The following is a 16,226-nucleotide window of genomic DNA, read 5'->3' as shown; positions in this document are numbered from 1 at the left end:
CAGCAACCAGTACACTGATCCCTGCAGCACTCGCCAGCAAGCGACGCTTCGGCGATAACAATACAATTGTCACTGCGCGCCCCGATAACAAAAACAGTAAAGCGATGGTTACGGAAGCGCCGGGTGCAAATCAAAAACTATGATTTGGATAACGTGTAATATGCATCGTTCCGAAGTTGTTGTATGTGTGGTTTCGAACGTTTCAAAGGTATGGACGGTATCATTCAGACTGTTCATTATCATTGTAATGAACGCAGCGTGGCGTGTCAGAGCGGCGAGGACTCCATGATGAGGCGAATATTGTTTTGTGCGACGGTCGCATTTGCAGTGATGGGGTTCGGCGCACAGGCACAAAGTCCCGCAACCTCTCCGGCTGCGTCAGCCAAACAGGCGCCGGCCAAGGAGGGTTTCCGCACCTGGAGCTGGAACAAGGTGTCCGGCAACTGGAAACGCATGAAGGGCGCGGTTAAGGAGCGCTGGGGCAGGCTCACCCATAATGACATTCGCGAGTCGCAGGGTCGCCGCGAAACCCTGAATGGTTATATTCAGAGCCGTTACGGTATCGACCGCGACGCCGCCGACAAGCAGATCGACGAATGGCTGAAAACGCTGAAATAAGCGTGCATAAAGCAGGCGTCATGAATTCAATCGAAACCAATACACAGCCGGCTTCCACAACGACTGCGGCACCGCGGCGCCGCCTGACGGCGCATGCGCTCATTCTCGGCGAGCGCATCGATACGCTGGGGCTGGAGCGCAGCGACGTCATCAGCACGGTGCCGCTCGCCTTCCGTGTCGGCAATGGCTTCGCGGTGCTGTTCCGCTACGGCGTTGCCGTCCTCGTCGGCTTGTCGCCGATCGAAGAGGACGAGACCATTCGCGGTCTGGGGCCGCGGATCATCGGCTCCTTCGATCGCATGGAAGACGAAAGCGCGACCATCGAGATCGCGCCCGATCAGGACGACCAGATTGAGCCGAGCGGTCTCATCAAGGTCAAGGATCTGTCGCCGGAACGGCTTGTGGTCATCGCCGATGCGCTCGCCAAGAATGTCGCGCTCGCGCATGACGAACGCGAAGTGAGCCGCGTCTTCGATGTGATCGATCCGCTGGCCGCGCGGCTTGCGCAACAAGGACGCACACCCGGACGGCGCGGCGAGATGCTGAAGCTGATCGGCCAGGCCTTGCTGGTTCGCCATCGCATGAGCGGCCGCGTCGAAGTCGAGGAAAAGCCGGACGTGTTGTGGGATCGCTGGGATCTGGAGCGTCTGCACGCACGCCTTGCCGACGAATACGAACTGAAGGAACGCGCCGGCATGCTGTCGCGCAAGATCGAGGTGGTCGGCGAAACCGCGCGCGCCCTCACCGATCTGATCGACGCCGCCCGCGCGACGCGGCTTGAAGTGGCGATTGTCTTGTTGATCGTGGTCGAGGTGCTGTTCACGCTGTACGAATTCGTCAAGCAGATCAAATTGTTCGGCTGATCCAGTGTGGCGGTTCAGAAGCCCGCATCATTCCCGCAGCGAGTCCGAAACACGAGATTCAATGAGTTGCTAGTGTCCGTCGATTCCGAAGTTCGTATAAGAGACCGCCGCGAAGGGATACGAACTTCGGAATCGGGACACTAGCGCCGGTCAGCGTGGCGGAACGAGGTAAACCGCTTCATCCGGACCGGACATGTGAAAGAACGGAATCTGTTTCGCCGCGGTCGCCTTCACGACGTCGTCACGCACCCGTTTCACGAGATCGGCCACATCGAGGCCGGGCGTTTCGATATGCCTCAACAGCGCACGCGTGTAAGGCGAGTCGCGCCCTTCCCCATCTGACACCTTTTGTCCGGGACCGGTCGCATATCCGATCAGCAGGTTTTTCGGCGTAGCGGCCTGAGGCGTCGTTCGCGGCAGTGTCTTTGATTCCGGAAACGGGTTATTGCGCGCGGCATCGAGCAGAACAACGGCGAGCTGTTCGGCGCCAGCCATTTGACCGACGATCTCGTCCAGCGTGATGGAATGATTGGCGACATCGAGCAGCGTGTCGACGGAACCATCGACCGGTATCAGCCAGTTCACGCCATGCGCCTGGATCGCATGTCCCGCATAAAAGACAACGGCATAGTCGGCCTGTTTGGCCTTGCCGCCAAACGCCGCCAAAGCATCGTGCATCTGTTCCGCCGTCGCGTTGTTCAACATGGTGACGGAGAATCCCATGCGGGACAATGCAGCGCCAATATCGGTTGCGTCATTGACCGGATTTTTCAGCTTGAAGATGTTGCGATAGTCGGCATTGCCGATCACCAAGGCAACACGCTTGTCCTGCGCAAATGCGGACTGCAGCGACAAGACAGTGACGGCAAGCATGACGAGCTTCAGCCAAAAAAGACGCATGACGAATACTCTTGTTGGCCAGCAATGCCTCAAGTCTGCATCAACGCTTCGGCTGTTGCTATTCCCCCATCCGGGGAGGTCCAGGCCCATCCCGGCATCTGGTTGCGGAACCAGGTCACCTGCCGCTTGGCATAACGGCGTGTGTCCATGATCGAACCTTCGATGGCCTCCTCGCGCGAAATCTCGCAGCGCAGCAATTTGCGTAGCCACGGCACGCCATGCGCCTTCATCGCCGGCAATGTTTCCGGGAGATGACGGGCATCGAGCGCACGCACCTCCTCGAGCGCCCCGTGCTCCAGCATCATTTCAAAGCGCGTCTGGATCCGCTTTTTCAGGTCCGAGCGGTTCGGATGCAGGAAGATTTTGGTGGTGCGATCGGGGTCGATGACCGGGACCAATCCTTCACGATGCCAGTCCGAAATCGGACGGCCGGTCGCCTGCAGAACTTCGAGCGCACGCAGGATGCGCGAGCGGTCGCGCGGCATGATGCGATCAGCCGCTTCAGGATCGCGGACGGTCAGTTCGGCATGCAATGCTTCCACGCCTTGCGCATCGAGGCGCTGCCGCAACGCGTCGCGGATGCCGGGATCAATCGGTGGAATGGCCGCAAGACCGGACATCAGCGCCCTGAAATAGAGTCCGGTCCCACCGGCAAAGATCGGCAAGCGGTCCGGCGGGAGATCGGAGAGAATTCGCGACACGTCGCGGACATACCGCCCGGCCGAATAATTCTCCGCCGCATCCACATGCCCGAACAGGGCATGCGGCACCGCCTTTTCTTCCTCGACTGTCGGCCGCGCCGTCAGCACGCGCAGATCGCGGTAGACCTGCATGGAATCGGCATTGATGACGATGCCGCCAAGCTTTTCGGCCAGCGCCAGCGCCAGCGCCGACTTGCCGCTGGCGGTCGGCCCTGCAATCAAGATGGCAGCACGCTGTTTCATATCGAGATGGAATGCTTATCTTTTGTTACCGACAGCAGATTTCTGCCGGATTGAAGGGTAGGCTGCAACCGGGCTAGGATTGTGAGCATGAAGCAATCGGTTATCAGCCGCGACGCCGACATTCTGAACGGAACGCCTGTGTTCCGGGGAACGCGTGTGCCCGTGCAGACCCTTCTCGACTATCTTGAAGGCGGGGAATCGATCAACGATTTCCTGGACGGTTTTCCAAGCGTCACACGTGCTCAAGTCATCGCTTTCCTGGAAGAGGCGAAAGACAGGGCTGTCGAAGCCGCGTCGTGAGGATTTTGCTGGACGAGTGCATCGACTGGCGCCTCACACGCGAACTGTCCGGGCACGACGTCCGCACCGTTCACACGATGGGCTGGGCTGGCATCAAAAACGGCGAACTGCTCTCGCTGGCGGCAAACCGTTTCGACGTTTTCATTACATTGGACAGCAATCTTCCATATCAGCAGACGATTGGCCGCCTTCAGATCGCGGTGGCGCTCCTGAGACCCAAAACCAGTAGATTATCTGACATCCGCTCACTGATACCGGAATTGCTCGATGCCCTCCCGCTCATGACCCCAGGAAACATCAAGCAGATTGGTCGCTAGGCGCGACTTGCCGCTGGCGGTCGGCCCTGCAATAAGCACCGCGCGCTTCACTTGATCGAACCTCACATGACCCACGTCGCCACTCTGATCGCCTATCCCAACGGCCTTGGCGAGGACGCGCTGATCCGCGCCCGGGCGGCGCTGCCGCGTGCCGGCGACCCGCAATGGCTCGATCCCGGCATCGCTGCCGACATTGCCTTTACCCCGGATGAGGGCATTGACCAACGGGCGGTCACCGACGAATTGCGCGAAACCCTGTCCGGCAAGACGATCGATATCGTGGTGCAGCCGATGGCGCATCGGCGCAAGCTGCTGCTCGTCGCCGACATGGATTCCACCATGATCGGCCAGGAATGCATCGACGAACTGGCCGATCTGGTCGGCCTCAAGGCGCTGGTATCCGGCATCACCGAGCGGGCCATGCGCGGCGAGATCGCCTTCGAACCGGCCTTGCGCGAACGCGTGGCTTTATTGAAGGGCCTGCCGGTCACCGTGGTCGATGAGGTGATCGAGAACCGCATCACGCTGATGCCGGGCGCGAAACTGCTGGTGAACACCATGCGCAAGCATGGCGCCCATGCCTGCCTCGTCTCCGGCGGCTTTTCGCTGTTCACGCAAGTGGTCGGCGACATGATCGGTTTCGACGAGAACCATGCCAACACATTGCTGGTCGAGCACGGCAAGCTGACCGGCTTTGTCGAAGAACCGGTGCTTGGCCGCGAGGCCAAGCTCGACACGCTGCTCGAACTGGCGCGCCATCTGCAATTGCCGCTGCAGAGAACATTGGCCGTCGGCGATGGCGCCAACGATCTGGGCATGATCGAACGCGCCGGTCTCGGCGTTGCCTATCACGCCAAGCCCGCGGTCGCCGCCGCCGCCGATGCGCGCATCGATCACGGCGATCTGACGGCGCTGCTGTATCTGCAGGGTTATAAGCGGGAAGAGTTTGTGGAGGAATGGATCACAGAACCATAAGCCGCTCGTCCCCGCGAAAGCGGGGACCCAGGAGCCACAAGATCTGAATGTGCTGGGCCCCCGCTTTCGCGGGGGCGAACGGTTAAAACTGCAGCTACTGCAGCCCCAGCGTCACGAACCGCACCTCGCCTTCAGGATTGGCCACCAGCAGCAATGCCAGTTTACGGCCATCCTTCTTCAGCTTGTCGATCCGCTTCTGGAAGTCCTCGGTATTGGCGACAGCTTCCTGCGCCACTTCGACGATCACATCGCCCGCGCTGAGCCGCTTGTCGGCGGCCGCCGAGTTCTGGTCGATCGCGGTGATCACCACGCCCTTGACCGTATCCTTGATCTTGTAGCGGGTGCGCAGGTCCGGGGAGATATTGGCGAGGTCGAGACCCAACGACTTCTTCACCACCGTCTTGTCGTCGGCCGGCGCATCACGCTCGATCGAAGCCGGCTTTGCCTTTTCCGCATCTTCGAGACGGCCGAGCTTGACGATCTTGGTCTCTTCCTTGCCCTTGCGGACGATGACCACTTCGACATCCTTGCCGACGGCGGTGTCGGCAACGATGCGCGGCAGGTCACGCATTTCCTTGATGTCGCGGCCATCGAATTTCACGACAATGTCGCCGGCCTCGATGCCCGCGGGTTTTGCCGGCCCCTTGTCGTCGACACCGGCAATCAATGCACCACGCGCCTGCTTCAACCCGAGGCTTTCGGCGATATCGTCCGTCACCTGCTGAATGCGCACGCCGAGCCAGCCGCGGCGCACTTCCTTGAATTCGCGCAACTGGTCGATGACGCTCGTCACGACTTTCGACGGCACGGCAAAGCCGATACCGATCGAACCGCCGGACGGCGAGATGATCGCCGTGTTCACGCCGATCACTTCGCCGTTGAGATTGAACAGCGGACCACCGGAATTGCCACGATTGATGGCGGCGTCGGTCTGGATGTAGTTGTCATACGGACCGGACTGGATGTCGCGATTGCGCGCCGATACGATACCGGCGCTCACCGAACCGCCAAGACTGAACGGATTGCCGATCGCGATCACCCATTCGCCCAGCCGGAGCTTGTCGGAATCGCCGAACTTCACCGCCGTCAGCGGCTTCTCCGGCTTGACCTGCAGGAGCGCGATATCGCTCTTCACGTCGCGGCCGATCAGTTCGGCTTTCAGCCGCGAACCGTCGTTGAACACGACGTTGATCTCCTCGGCGTCGGCGATCACGTGGTTGTTGGTCACCACAAGCCCGTTCGGATCGATCACAAAGCCGGAACCGAGCGACGAGGTCCGGCGCGGAGCCCTATTCTGGTTCTCGCCCTGTTGGCCCTGCTGGCCTGGACGGCCGCCGGGGCCGCCCTGTCCGCCACGCCTGTTTTCAAAGAAGTCCTTGAAGAAATCCTCGAAGGGGGAACCGGGAGGAACCTGTGGCCCCTGGCGGGGGGAGGAACCAGGGCCGGTGCGGCCGCTGCCCTCGACCCGTTGCGAGGTGGAAATATTGACCACCGCGTCGATCACCTGCTCGGCCACGTCCGCGATATTTTCCGGACCGCGCGCCTGGGCGGGTGGGGCCAGAGCGACCATCGCCGCTGCCGCCAATCCAGCCAGCAAGGGCCGGCGATAGGCGCTGAAAGGCAATGCGAAGAAAGCCGTCATGGCTGCGACATCTCCCGAAAGGCTGTCCTAAAAGCTTGCATGACACTGCCTTCGTCCGTCTGTCGAAGCAAGGGCAATGCCGCGATGCAAACAAGGGTCACATGAGATCACGACGATTTTGGTTCGAATCGATCCAAAATCGTAAACGTGATCGATTCCAATACACTAGCGCATGATGGGTCCGAAAACCGCTTCGCACTTTTGGCATCATGCTTTGTGGCGGAATCACGGCCCTGCCGCCTGTCACCCGCGGACAAACCAGATCACCAGAATTCCGACCAACGCACAAACGATCCCGACGATCCGCAACATCTGATCGGGGGTCTCGAGCACACTGGACATCGCCTGCTTTGCGGCACGCGGGAATGCCGCAAACATCAGGCCTTCAAGCGCCAGTACAAGACCGACCGCGACAATAAAATCCCACATCAACGTGTCGCGCCCGGTTTGCTTCGATTACCTCGCGGCGGACGGTGCGGTCGGCGCGGGTTGCGCCGGCTGCGCACTGCCCGGCATGCGGCCAGACGGATCGACGAAGAAGCGGAAGAATTCCGAATCCGGCTTCAGCACCATGCGGGTGTCGTTGTGGCCGAGGCCGGCCTCGTACGCCTGCATCGAGCGATAGAAGGAGAAGAAATCCGGATCCTTGCTGAAGGCTTCGGCGAAGATGCGGTTACGCGTTGCGTCGCCCTCACCGCGGATCTGCTCGGACTTTGAATTGGCTTCGGCGACCAGCACCGTCACGTCACGGTCGGCACGCGAGCGGATTTCCTGCGCGCGTTGTGAGCCTTGCGCGCGGAATTCCGCAGCCTCGCGCTGACGCTCGGTCTGCATCCGTTGATAGACCGCCTGGCTGTTCTGCTCTGGCAAGTCGGCTCTCCGGATACGGACGTCGACAACGTTGATGCCGTAGTTTTCTGCTTCGCGGTCGAGCTGTTCGCGGATGCGCCCCATCAAGGCCGGACGTTCGTCCCGCACCAAGGTTTGGAACGAGGCTTCGCCGAGCACGCGACGCAGCGCCGAATTGAGCAACGTCGCCAGTTGGGAATTCGCGCGAGGGACCGTCTGCACCGCCTGATAGAATTTCAGCGGATCGACGATGCGATAACGCGCGAAGGCGTCGACCACGAGACGTTTCTGGTCGGACGCGATGATTTCCTGCGCCGGATTTTCCAGGTCGAGAATGCGCTTGTCGATGATGATGACATTATCGATGAACGGCACCTTGAAGTGCAATCCGGCATTGGTGACGGTGCGGATGGGCTCACCCAGCCGCACGACCAGAGCCTGTCCGGTCTCCGGAAGCGTAAAGATCGAACTGTAGCCGACAATCGCTGCAATGATGGCCAGAACTGCCAGCACGCCGCCCGCAACTCCTAATTTCATGGGTGCCTCCGTTACCGGCGCTGCTGTTGTTGCTGGACTTGTGTCTGCGGCGTTTGCGTTTGCGGCTGCCGCGGTCTGTTCAATTCATTGAGTGGCAGATAAGGCACGACGCCCGTTCCGCTGCCACCCACGCCCGAATCCAGGATGATCTTGTCGGTGCCGCTGAACAGCCGCTCCATGGTTTCGAGATACATGCGCTGGCGCGTCACCTGCGGTGCCTTGGCATATTCCTCGAACACCTGCTTGAAGCGCGAGGTCTGGCCGGTCGCTTCGGCGACGGTCTGCTCGCGATAGGCTTCGGCATTCTGCAGGATCTGCGCGGCGCGGCCGCGCGCTTCCGGCACGACGCGGTTGGCATAGGTCTGCGCTTCGTTCTGCGCGCGTTCAAGGTCGGCTCTCGCCGCCTGCACGTCGCGGAACGCATCGATCACCTGCGCCGGCGGATCGACCTTCTGCATCTGCACCTGACGGATCTGGATGCCGGCTCTGTATTCATCCAGCGTCTTCTGCATCAGGTCATGCACCGCGGTTTCGATATTCTGCCGCGCGCCGGTCAGCACCGGCTGAATGTTGGACCGGCCGATAACTTCGCGCATCGCGCTTTCGGCCACCGCCTTCACCGTCAGTTCCGGATACTGGATGTTGAACAGGTAGTTCCTCGCCTCATCCGGCTTGATCTTCCACAGCACCGCAAAATCGACATCGACGATATTCTCGTCGCCGGTCAGCATCAGGCTTTCTTCCGGCACATCACGCATCGTTGTACCGCGCCGGGCATCCTCGACCTGCCGCATGCCGACTTCGATACGATTGATCTGCTCGACATTCGGGGTGAGCACGGACTCGATCGGGTACGGCAGGTGATAGTTCAGGCCGGGTGGCGTATCGCGCACATACTGGCCAAAGCGCAGCACCACGCCGAGTTCACCGGGCTGCACCCGGTAGAAGCCGGAAAAGCCCCAGATCACCAGAGCCGCGACCACCAACAGCGCAATACCGCGGCCTCCGAAGCCGCCGCCTGGCAGCACAGTCTTCAGCTTGTCCTGGCTGCGGCGCAGCAGGTCTTCGAGGTCGGGCGGGGTCGATCCGCCGGGCGATTGCGGCCCGGATCCCCATGGCCCCTTTGAACCCGAACCCCAAGGGCCACCGCCCTGATTGCTCCACGGCATGTAAGTCTCCCTGGACACCCCTCGGGGTGTCCGTTGTTCCGGCGTGGGTTATAGGGGAGCCCCAAGTCCCTTACAACGCGCGTTCATGACGCGCCCGATCCTTGGTCGTCCCTGCGTCGATAATTAACAATCGTAAAGCCATATTCATCGTCCGGCCCTTGCGATTGCGGCTTCCGATCGATTTCACGCCAGATCGCCGGGTCGATGGCCGGGAAATAAGTATCGCCGTCCGGATTTGCATGGACCTGCGTCAAAACCAGCCGGTCCGCCACCGGCAGGGTCTGTCTGAAAATCTCGGTGCCGCCGATCACGGCAATTTCATGCGTCCCGCGCCGCAGCGCGTCACCGCGCGCCGCGGCCAGCGCCTGATCGATCCCGGGGGCGACAAGAACACCGGCGGCGGTGAAATCGTCCCGACGGGAGACCACAATATTTGTGCGGCCGGGCAGCGGCTTGCCGATCGAGACATAGGTCTTGCGACCCATCACCACCGGCTTGTTCATGGTGATGGCGCGGAAATATTTCAGGTCGGATTTGATCCGCCACGGCAGTTGGTTGTCGCGGCCGATGACGCCATTCTCCGCCACGGCAACGACAAGCATGATCGGAACGCGGTTGGACGCGGCCATGCCGGATGCAGCACGATCGGTCACACCGCGACCTGTGCCTTGATATGCGGATGCGGCTCATAGCCTTCGAGCGTGAAATCCTCATAGCGGAAGGCAAACAGATCATTCACGTCCGGATTGATCGCCATCGTCGGCAACGCGTGCGGCGCGCGCGACAATTGCAGATGCGCCTGCTCGACATGATTGAGATAGAGATGTGCATCGCCAAGGGTGTGAATGAATTCACCGGGCTTCAGTCCCGTCACCTGCGCCACCATCATGGTGAGTAGCGCATAGGAGGCAATGTTGAATGGCACGCCAAGGAAGATGTCGGCCGAGCGCTGATACATCTGACAGGACAGCTTGCCCTTCGCCACATAGAACTGGAACAGCAAGTGGCAGGGCGGCAGCGCCATCTTGTCGACGTCGGCCGGATTCCAGGCGGTGACGATCAGGCGGCGTGAATCCGGATTGCGCTCGATGTCGCGCAGCAGATTTTGCATTTGATCGATGGTGCCGCCATCGCGCGCTGGCCATGAGCGCCATTGCCGGCCATAGACCGGACCGAGATCGCCATTCTCGTCAGCCCATTCATCCCAGATGCGAACGCCCTGCTCCTTCAGATACTTGATGTTGGTGTCGCCCGCGAGAAACCACAGCAGTTCGTGAATGATCGATTTCACATGCAGCTTCTTGGTGGTGAGAAGCGGGAAACCCTCCGAAAGATCGAACCGCATCTGATAACCGAACACCGACAGGGTGCCGGTACCGGTACGGTCGCGCTTTTCCACACCGTGAGCGAGGACGTGCTCCATCAGTTCAAGGTATTGCCGCATCTGGTCTTTTCCGCGTGAAGGTCGGATCGCCACTGTATCAAAGCATTCCGCTGCCTTCCGGCAAGGATATCCGATTCCCACATGAAAAAGGGGCAGCCGCGCGGCCGCCCCCCTTTCCGACACCGGTATTCCCGGAAGCTTATTGCGTGATGCCCGAGGCCTTGATCACCGGGGTCCAGCGCTCGATTTCGCTCTCCACCAGCTTGTTCAGCGCGGCCTGGCCGCGGCCGTCCGGTGCTGGGATAACGCTGCCGAGATCAAGCAGACGCTTGCGCACGCCTTCGTCATCCAGCGCCTTGTTCAGCGCATCCGACAGCTTGTCGAGCACCGCTTTCGGCGTGCCCTTCGGCGCGAACAGCGCATTCCAGGCGGACACATCGAATTTCGGCAGGCCGGCTTCCTTCGTGGTCGGCACGTCCGGCAGAGCCGGGCTGCGTTCCGGCGTACCGATGGCGTAAGCCTTGATGTTGCCGGCCGTGATCTGTGGCACCAGATTGACGATCTGATCGCACATATAATCGACCTGACCGCCGATCAGCGCATTCAGCGCAGGTCCCGTCCCCTGGAACGGGATCGATGTCGGCTTCACATCCATCAACGCATTCAAGAGCAGGCAGCTGGTGAATGACACCGACCCGACACCGGCATGGGCCATGTTGACCTTGTCAGCATTGGCTTTCACATAGGCGATGAATTCCTTGAGATCCTTGGCCGGAAAATCTTTCCGGGCCACGATCAGAACCGGCGTCCCGGCGGCAAGCCCGATCGGCTCGAAATTCTTGACCGGGTGATAGGCGAGCTTCGGATAGAGCGGCACGGCGGCGGCATGGGTGCCCATGTGACCCATGATGATGGTGTAGCCATCCGGGGTGGCACGCATCGCCCGGGTGCTGGCGGTGGTCCCGCCGGCGCCGACCACGTTTTCGATCACGATCTGCTGGCCGAGCGTCTTCGACATGTTGTCAGCGACGATGCGGGCAATGATGTCGGTCGGACCGCCGGCCGCGAACGGCACGATCAGGGTGATCGGACGCGCCGGATAATTTTGCGCCTGCGAAGGCACGATCAGGGCGCCAAGGCTTAGCGCAACGAGCGCAAGCAGGCCGGCGGCAGTTCCGGCAAGACGGGTGAAAAGGCGCATGCAAATTTCCTCCGTTGGACAACGTGTGTCCGGCATTTTCTGGTTGGAGCTAAGGGCCTTACGGCCAGGATCAAGCAAATATCATAGCATTCGGGCGGCGTTTTCATCGAAAACGCCGCCCGAAATCAAGTTAGCCAATAGACGCAGGGGTTAGCCTTCTTCGACGAACACCTCGTCGCGCTTTTTACGGATCATCGGCAACAGCGCGATGATCAAGAGGATCGCCGATATCGCCAGCAAGGCGCCGGAGATCGGACGGGTGAGGAACACGCTCCAGTCACCGCGGGCGATCAGCATGGCGCGGCGGAGATTTTCCTCCATCAGCGGGCCGAGCACGAAGCCGAGCAGCATCGGTGCCGGCTCGAAATCATGCTTCACCAGCCAATAGCCGACCACCGCGAAGGCTGCCGTCAAATAGACGTCGGCCGGTGCGTTGTTGACCGAGTAGACGCCGATGCAGCAGACGATCAGGATCAGCGGATACAGCAGGCGGTAAGGCACCCGCAGCAACCGCACCCACAGACCGACCAGCGGCAGATTGATGATCACCAGCATCAGGTTGCCGAACCACATCGAGGCGATCATGCCCCAGAACAGGTCGGGCTGCTTGGTCATCACCTGCGGGCCCGGCACGATGCCGTGGATCGTCATCGCGCCGACCATCAGCGCCATCACCGGATTCGGCGGAATGCCGAGGGTGAGCAGCGGGATGAAGGAGGTCTGCGACGCCGCGTTGTTGGCGGTTTCCGGCCCGGCGACGCCTTCGATGGCGCCACGGCCGAACCGTCGCGGATCCTTGGCCAGCTTTTTCTCCAGCGTGTAGGACGCGAAGGCCGAGATGATCGATCCACCGCCAGGCAGAACGCCGAGCAGCGATCCGAGGACGGTACCGCGCCCAATCGCCGGGGCCGCGGCCTTGAGATCCTCCCGCGTCGGCATCAAGCCGGTAATCTTGGATTGGACGATCTCACGGCTGTGCGTCACTTCAAGATTACGCAGCACCTCGGTGAAGCCAAACACGCCCATGGCGATGACGACGAAGTTAAGACCGTCGGCTAGCTCGGGAATGTTGAAGTTCATCCGTCCGGCACCGGTTTCGAGGTCGGAGCCGACCATCGACAGCACCAGGCCGAACAGGATCATGGAGACGGCCTTGAGCACCGATCCCTTGGCCAGCACGACCGCGAAGATCAGGCCGAGCACCATCAGCGAAAAATATTCCGCCGGGCCAAAAAGAAGCGCAACGCTCGTGAGCGGCGCCGCCGCCGCCGCGATCACCACGGTCGCCACGCAGCCGGCAAAGAACGAGCCGATCGCGGCGATGGCGAGTGCCGGACCGGCACGGCCCTGCTTCGCCATCTCGTGACCGTCGAGTGTCGTGACCACACTCGCAGATTCGCCCGGGATGTTGACGAGGATCGCCGTTGTCGAACCGCCATACATCGCGCCGTAATAGATGCCGGCGAGCATGATCAGCGCACCGACCGGCGGCAGGCCATAGGTGATCGGCAGCAGCATCGCGATAGTGGCAACCGGTCCAAGACCGGGCAGCACGCCGATCAGCGTACCGACCAGCGCACCGATCAGACACAGCATCAGGTTCTGGAACGACGCGGCAACGCTAATGCCGAAGGCGAGGTTATTGATGAGATCCATCATGGTCGTTCACCGCGGCCAGAGCTGAAGCGGAAGATTGAGGCCGTAGATGAACAACGCCACACAGCCCGCCGTCAGCACAGCGGACCAGATCACGCTTTCACCCCAACGCACCTCCTTGGAAGCGGCGGCTGCAATCATCAACGTAAAAAAAGTTGCGATGATCATCCCCAACGGACGGATCGTGGCTCCGAAAAACACGACCGATGCGATGAAGAGAACGGGAGCGCGGATACCCCACTTCTCAAGCGGCGGTCCATGCGAGATCAGGCCATTGATTGCGACCAGCGCACCTGTTCCGACCAGCAGCCAGCCGAACAATCGCGGCGCGGTGCCAGGCCCGAACGCGAAGCCGCGTAATCCTGGCAGATCACTTCCCGCCCACAGCGAGAATATTGCAAATGCGACAAGACCGACGCCGCCCCAGAAGTCCTGCGGGCTTCGGATGAACCCACTGGCTTGTGGCTGTCCCGGCTGTCCTACGCCTGCGGCCATACGCCCTCCCCAACTCGTAGAAATACAGTGCCCCTCGCTCGGGTCTTTCGCCCAAGCTGATGCGCTTGTCTAGCAGTTCGATGACACGAACTGAAAGAAACAATTGTGGGCGGCCGCTTACATCAGGCCGATTCCCCCCAATAATGCCGCGGCGGCAAAGATCCAGAGCGGATTAACCCTGGTGAAAAATCCGATCAGGGCGGTCGCCGCCGTGACTGCGAACGCGATCACGGTTTTGTCCGTCGATTGCGCCAATATCCACGCGCTGGCGGCGAGAAGCCCAACGGATACTGGAACCAGTCCAGCCTGAATGGCGATGCGCAATGGTGCAGTGCGAAAACGATCCCATACGCGCGTGATGAAGAATGTGGCAACGCAAGTCGGCCCGCAGACTGCAACTGTCGCGACAAAGGCCCCCATGATTCCCGCGACCTGATAACCGATCAGGGTGGAGATGATCACATTCGGCCCTGGCGTCACCTGCGCGATCGCGAACAGATCGGCAAATTGCTGATCGGTCATCCAGTGCTCGACCTCGACGGCCAGCCGATGCATTTCCGGCAGACCGGCATTGGCGCCACCGATTGCAAACAGCGACAGCATCGCGAAATGCGCAGCCAGCGTGACAAGAGGATCGGTGCTTTTCATCGGCGCTGCCACCAATAGGCCAGCGCGATGCTCACGGGTGCGAGCACCAGAAGTGTCTGTATCAACGGAAAGCGAAACACGCCGATCGCAACGAAGGTGATGACGAGAACAATCACGGACGGCGAGAGTTTGCGCAGCAGCGGCTCCGCCATCTTGGCGATCGCCGCGATCATCAGACCGATCGCCGCTGCGGCAATGCCGGTCAGGATGCGGCGCAGGATGTCAGCATCGCCGAACTGCGAATAGAGAAAGGATAGAAACGTTGCGATCAGCGCCGGCGGTCCAAGCAAGCCGGCGAATGCGACCGCAGCGCCCGGCGCACCGCGCATGCGCGAGCCGAACACCACCGCCATGTTGACGACGTTCGGTCCCGGCAGGAATTGCGACAGCGAGAACGTCTCGTTGAATTCCTCCGGCGTCATCCATTTCTTTTCGTCGACGATCAGCCGCCGCGCCCAGGGCAGGATGAAGCCGAAGCCGGACACGGAAATCTTCGCGAAGCCGAGAAAGAGTTCGGACAGGGTCAGATCGAGATGGGTGATGGTGGGCGTTACCGGGTCGGTCTGCGTATTCGACATGCGTTTTGGTTTAGCGCAAGAGGCGCAGGTCCCGTCCCGCGATGTCAGAACAGGCGCGATGCTTTTTTGCTGGACCGGAGCTTTTTTCGAGCGAGGTCGTGTTCGACTGTGCGTTAAAGCAACCGTGGTTATGGCCTCGCTTTCGCGGGGGCAACGGAGATACTTTTGCCGCGATAACGGCAGCAAAAATTCCACTTGACATTTTCGTCGATCTAGGATTTAAATCCTTGAATCCCGTCCCGCTGAAGGGGCGTTTCATGAGCGTCGTGAGACGCGGGGCGGGATGCGGTGGCCGTGTGGCGCGAAGGACGTATCGCGCGATGCGGAGGCCCAAGCTGCGATGATCCGGCTCACCGGCCGTGGGTCACCAGCGGAGGATAACAAGAAGAGCCGCCCGGTGTCGTCCGGTCCACGGTGTCTGTCCTCCGGGGTTGTCGCAGAGCAAGCCTCAAACACCGCGCGCGGAACGCCGAAGCTTTTCGGCGGTTCGTGGTGCTACCAATCTCATGCGCTTTACTCACATCGCGCATGGGGCCGCGGGCAGGCTGAGAGCCCGGCGTTCCGCGCGCCCTTCTCTTCGAAGGGTTCCGAGCGGCGGTCTGGAAGACGGGCGCGCCCGCGCCGGCAAAAAAATGGGGCGGCTTTCGCGCGTCTGCTCCACTTCATCCTGAGATATCGACGCCATCATGCCGGAAACCGCGATTGCCCTTCCCTCACCGGGCGTGCGCACTTATATTCCTCAGTGCCGGCGCAAGCCGGCTATGGCGATAAACGGGCCTCATAATAAACCTTTCGGACCCGGGGGCAGTACCCGGCGCCTCCACCAAAGTCCGCCGTGAAAAACGGGCTTTGGCGGGGGCGAAACAGGATCGACGAGGGCGTAAAAGTTGTTCTTTCGCTCGGCATGGTACCGCCGATATCGGGCCAATCGTATAGTTGCCAACGACAACTATGCTCCGGTTGCTCAGGCCGCGTAAGCGGTTTGAAAGACCAAGCCTAAAGCCCTGATGGGTTAAGCTCCGTCAGGCGGGGTTCGGAGGCACCTGGCAACAGAAGCCTCCACTTCTCCCAACTTGTCCCCGGCTTCCTTGGCGCTTCTGCTGACGCGGGCGGACAGGCGGAGTACCATGACGCCGAATCTGACGACGAA

Annotated in this window: 18 protein-coding genes and 1 other RNA gene; 6 read left to right on the top strand and 13 right to left on the bottom strand. The window is 60.9% G+C overall.

Features of this window, described 5'->3' with window-relative positions; all coding sequences use genetic code 11:
• The first annotated feature begins 183 nt into the window (after nt 1-183).
• A complete protein-coding gene (locus CAK95_RS30490; RefSeq protein WP_425349613.1) occupies nt 184-618 on the top strand; it encodes a CsbD family protein in 435 nt (144 codons plus the stop codon).
• Nucleotides 619-638: 20 nt separating this feature from the next.
• Entirely contained in the window at nt 639-1,481 is an 843-nt protein-coding gene (locus CAK95_RS14660) for an RMD1 family protein (RefSeq protein WP_086088576.1), read from the top strand.
• Nucleotides 1,482-1,631: 150 nt separating this feature from the next.
• Here CAK95_RS14660 and CAK95_RS14655 read toward each other — a convergent pair whose 3' ends face one another.
• Both CAK95_RS14655 and miaA read right to left on the bottom strand, forming a co-directional pair.
• A complete protein-coding gene (locus CAK95_RS14655) occupies nt 1,632-2,381 on the bottom strand; it encodes a caspase family protein (protein ID WP_157699630.1) in 750 nt (249 codons plus the stop codon).
• Nucleotides 2,382-2,410: 29 nt separating this feature from the next.
• Complete coding sequence (miaA, locus tag CAK95_RS14650) at nt 2,411-3,325, bottom strand: tRNA (adenosine(37)-N6)-dimethylallyltransferase MiaA (RefSeq protein WP_086088574.1); 915 nt, start codon at nt 3,323-3,325, stop codon at nt 2,411-2,413.
• An 87-nt stretch (nt 3,326-3,412) separates the two neighbouring features.
• Here miaA and CAK95_RS14645 point away from each other — a divergent pair, with 87 nt between their 5' ends.
• The 3 genes from CAK95_RS14645 to serB all read left to right on the top strand — a co-directional run bounded on the left by CAK95_RS14645 (nt 3,413) and on the right by serB (nt 4,917).
• On the top strand, nt 3,413-3,625 hold the full coding sequence (locus CAK95_RS14645; RefSeq protein WP_086088573.1) for a DUF433 domain-containing protein: 213 nt from the start codon (nt 3,413-3,415) through the stop codon (nt 3,623-3,625).
• On the top strand, nt 3,622-3,942 hold the full coding sequence (locus tag CAK95_RS14640; protein WP_086088572.1) for a DUF5615 family PIN-like protein: 321 nt from the start codon (nt 3,622-3,624) through the stop codon (nt 3,940-3,942). Before CAK95_RS14645 ends, CAK95_RS14640 begins: the two co-directional genes overlap by 4 nt.
• Nucleotides 3,943-4,008: 66 nt before the next feature.
• On the top strand, nt 4,009-4,917 hold the full coding sequence (gene serB / locus CAK95_RS14635) for a phosphoserine phosphatase SerB (protein ID WP_086088571.1): 909 nt from the start codon (nt 4,009-4,011) through the stop codon (nt 4,915-4,917).
• 94 nt (nt 4,918-5,011) lie between these two features.
• On the opposite strand, the gene CAK95_RS14630 is transcribed toward serB, so the two are convergent.
• The 11 genes from CAK95_RS14630 to CAK95_RS14580 form a co-directional block, all read right to left on the bottom strand.
• A complete protein-coding gene (locus CAK95_RS14630) occupies nt 5,012-6,559 on the bottom strand; it encodes a Do family serine endopeptidase (RefSeq protein WP_086088570.1) in 1,548 nt (515 codons plus the stop codon).
• A gap of 243 nt (nt 6,560-6,802) precedes the next feature.
• Nucleotides 6,803-6,988 (bottom strand): DUF2065 domain-containing protein, encoded by a 186-nt coding sequence (locus tag CAK95_RS14625; RefSeq protein ID WP_086088569.1) that lies wholly within the window; start codon nt 6,986-6,988, stop codon nt 6,803-6,805.
• Nucleotides 6,989-7,015: 27 nt separating this feature from the next.
• Complete coding sequence (gene hflC / locus CAK95_RS14620; RefSeq protein ID WP_086088568.1) at nt 7,016-7,945, bottom strand: protease modulator HflC; 930 nt, start codon at nt 7,943-7,945, stop codon at nt 7,016-7,018.
• An 11-nt stretch (nt 7,946-7,956) separates the two neighbouring features.
• Nucleotides 7,957-9,114, bottom strand: a complete 1,158-nt coding sequence (gene hflK / locus CAK95_RS14615; RefSeq protein WP_086088567.1) for an FtsH protease activity modulator HflK — start codon at nt 9,112-9,114, stop codon at nt 7,957-7,959.
• 83 nt (nt 9,115-9,197) lie between these two features.
• Complete coding sequence (locus CAK95_RS14610; RefSeq protein ID WP_086091421.1) at nt 9,198-9,743, bottom strand: dihydrofolate reductase; 546 nt, start codon at nt 9,741-9,743, stop codon at nt 9,198-9,200.
• Nucleotides 9,744-9,763: 20 nt separating this feature from the next.
• Nucleotides 9,764-10,558, bottom strand: a complete 795-nt coding sequence (locus tag CAK95_RS14605) for a thymidylate synthase (RefSeq protein ID WP_086088566.1) — start codon at nt 10,556-10,558, stop codon at nt 9,764-9,766.
• Between the two features lie 139 nt (nt 10,559-10,697).
• A complete protein-coding gene (locus CAK95_RS14600) occupies nt 10,698-11,699 on the bottom strand; it encodes a tripartite tricarboxylate transporter substrate binding protein BugD (protein ID WP_086088565.1) in 1,002 nt (333 codons plus the stop codon).
• Between the two features lie 150 nt (nt 11,700-11,849).
• Nucleotides 11,850-13,355: a tripartite tricarboxylate transporter permease gene (locus tag CAK95_RS14595; RefSeq protein WP_183044358.1), complete on the bottom strand. Its 1,506-nt coding sequence runs from the start codon at nt 13,353-13,355 to the stop codon at nt 11,850-11,852.
• Between the two features lie 9 nt (nt 13,356-13,364).
• A complete protein-coding gene (locus tag CAK95_RS14590; RefSeq protein WP_086088563.1) occupies nt 13,365-13,850 on the bottom strand; it encodes a tripartite tricarboxylate transporter TctB family protein in 486 nt (161 codons plus the stop codon).
• 117 nt (nt 13,851-13,967) lie between these two features.
• The gene (locus tag CAK95_RS14585; RefSeq protein ID WP_086088562.1) at nt 13,968-14,498 is read right to left on the bottom strand and encodes a chromate transporter; all 531 of its coding nucleotides are present in this window, start codon (nt 14,496-14,498) and stop codon (nt 13,968-13,970) included.
• Nucleotides 14,495-15,076, bottom strand: a complete 582-nt coding sequence (locus CAK95_RS14580; protein ID WP_086088561.1) for a chromate transporter — start codon at nt 15,074-15,076, stop codon at nt 14,495-14,497. The genes CAK95_RS14585 and CAK95_RS14580 overlap by 4 nt, the downstream gene beginning before the upstream one ends.
• Before the next feature lie 704 nt (nt 15,077-15,780).
• On the opposite strand from CAK95_RS14580, the gene ssrA reads away from it, so the two are divergent.
• Nucleotides 15,781-16,140, top strand: a transfer-messenger RNA (tmRNA) gene (gene ssrA / locus CAK95_RS14575).
• Nucleotides 16,141-16,226: the final 86 nt, after the last annotated feature.

The organism is Pseudorhodoplanes sinuspersici (assembly GCF_002119765.1).
Taxonomy (GTDB): Bacteria; Pseudomonadota; Alphaproteobacteria; order Rhizobiales; family Xanthobacteraceae; genus Pseudorhodoplanes; species Pseudorhodoplanes sinuspersici.
This window is presented reverse-complemented; position numbering and strand designations above follow the sequence as displayed.

Bases quoted from the DNA above. Each gene is read 5' to 3' on its own strand.
- CAK95_RS14590 (WP_086088563.1), bottom strand. From the start codon at position 13,850: ATGGCCGCAGGCGTAGGACAGCCGGGACAGCCACAAGCCAGTGGGTTC.
- CAK95_RS14645 (WP_086088573.1), top strand. From the start codon at position 3,413: ATGAAGCAATCGGTTATCAGCCGCGACGCCGACATTCTGAACGGAACG.
- CAK95_RS14605 (WP_086088566.1), bottom strand. From the start codon at position 10,558: ATGCGGCAATACCTTGAACTGATGGAGCACGTCCTCGCTCACGGTGTG.
- CAK95_RS14600 (WP_086088565.1), bottom strand. From the start codon at position 11,699: ATGCGCCTTTTCACCCGTCTTGCCGGAACTGCCGCCGGCCTGCTTGCG.
- CAK95_RS14580 (WP_086088561.1), bottom strand. From the start codon at position 15,076: ATGTCGAATACGCAGACCGACCCGGTAACGCCCACCATCACCCATCTC.
- CAK95_RS30490 (WP_425349613.1), top strand. From the start codon at position 184: ATGTGTGGTTTCGAACGTTTCAAAGGTATGGACGGTATCATTCAGACT.
- CAK95_RS14610 (WP_086091421.1), bottom strand. From the start codon at position 9,743: ATGGCCGCGTCCAACCGCGTTCCGATCATGCTTGTCGTTGCCGTGGCG.
- CAK95_RS14655 (WP_157699630.1), bottom strand. From the start codon at position 2,381: ATGCGTCTTTTTTGGCTGAAGCTCGTCATGCTTGCCGTCACTGTCTTG.
- CAK95_RS14660 (WP_086088576.1), top strand. From the start codon at position 639: ATGAATTCAATCGAAACCAATACACAGCCGGCTTCCACAACGACTGCG.
- CAK95_RS14625 (WP_086088569.1), bottom strand. From the start codon at position 6,988: ATGTGGGATTTTATTGTCGCGGTCGGTCTTGTACTGGCGCTTGAAGGC.
- hflK (WP_086088567.1), bottom strand. From the start codon at position 9,114: ATGCCGTGGAGCAATCAGGGCGGTGGCCCTTGGGGTTCGGGTTCAAAG.
- CAK95_RS14585 (WP_086088562.1), bottom strand. From the start codon at position 14,498: ATGAAAAGCACCGATCCTCTTGTCACGCTGGCTGCGCATTTCGCGATG.
- miaA (WP_086088574.1), bottom strand. From the start codon at position 3,325: ATGAAACAGCGTGCTGCCATCTTGATTGCAGGGCCGACCGCCAGCGGC.
- serB (WP_086088571.1), top strand. From the start codon at position 4,009: ATGACCCACGTCGCCACTCTGATCGCCTATCCCAACGGCCTTGGCGAG.
- CAK95_RS14630 (WP_086088570.1), bottom strand. From the start codon at position 6,559: ATGACGGCTTTCTTCGCATTGCCTTTCAGCGCCTATCGCCGGCCCTTG.
- CAK95_RS14595 (WP_183044358.1), bottom strand. From the start codon at position 13,355: ATGGATCTCATCAATAACCTCGCCTTCGGCATTAGCGTTGCCGCGTCG.
- hflC (WP_086088568.1), bottom strand. From the start codon at position 7,945: ATGAAATTAGGAGTTGCGGGCGGCGTGCTGGCAGTTCTGGCCATCATT.